Below are 726 nucleotides of genomic sequence, written 5' to 3'. Positions count from 1 at the left end.
GTTCGGGCTGACGCTGCTCCCGATCCGGACGTCGGGGTCGGCGAAGATCTCGTCCTGCACCTCGTCCGGGAACAGTCCGGCCAGCCAGGAACTGATCGTCATCGTGCTCACGGTCCACCCGACCGAGCCGTCACCCCGCGCGAGCTCGGTGATCACGTCGCAGACCGTGCGTACGTCGGACTCGAAACCGCCGTAGCGGACCGGGACCCGCATCTTCATCAGGCCGGCGTCGGCGACGCCCTGGAGCACCTCCTCGTGCAGGACCCGGTTCTCCTCCTGCCAGGCGGCGTGCTTCCGGATCAGTGGGACCAGCTCGGTTGCCCGGCGGACGAGCTCGGCGCTCGTCGACGCCTCGGTGGTCGTCATCTGTGCTCCTCAATACGATGGCTGGACAGGAAAAGTGGGTAGTTCTTGTCCCGGCTGGGCGCCTATTCACCACCAGTCGCCACCACTCTGGTACGGTGCCGCATTCGCGCACTTCTCCCATGTTGCCGAGTTCTGGAAAGCATGAATTACCGGCAAATCGGAATGCTCTCCCGCCGTTCGGCCGGACATCGGCCGAATTGCCCGTCCGTGTGCGGTGTATCACCGAACCTCAGGCGTAGGCCACCGACTGGGGGAATGCGAACACCCGGTCCGGGTCGTAGCACTGGCCCACCGCCTTCAGCCGGGGCAGGTTGCCGCCGTAGTAGGCGGTGCCCCAGTCCGGCAGGGTCGCATCGATGT

General features: G+C 66.0%; 2 protein-coding genes. Both read right to left on the bottom strand.

Annotated elements, in window-relative coordinates; genetic code table 11:
- A partial coding sequence (locus ABD323_RS42765; protein ID WP_344447438.1) for an acyl-CoA dehydrogenase family protein occupies window positions 1–366 on the bottom strand: 366 nt, incomplete at its 3' end.
- Window positions 367–595: 229 nt separating this feature from the next.
- A complete protein-coding gene (locus ABD323_RS42760; protein WP_344447439.1) occupies window positions 596–712 on the bottom strand; it encodes a BBE domain-containing protein in 117 nt (38 codons plus the stop codon).
- Window positions 713–726: the final 14 nt, after the last annotated feature.

It is taken from the genome of Kitasatospora nipponensis (assembly GCF_039528135.1).
Taxonomy (GTDB): domain Bacteria; phylum Actinomycetota; class Actinomycetes; order Streptomycetales; family Streptomycetaceae; genus Kitasatospora; species Kitasatospora nipponensis.
Note: the sequence above shows the minus strand (reverse complement) of the source record. Positions and strands in the feature narration are given on the sequence as shown.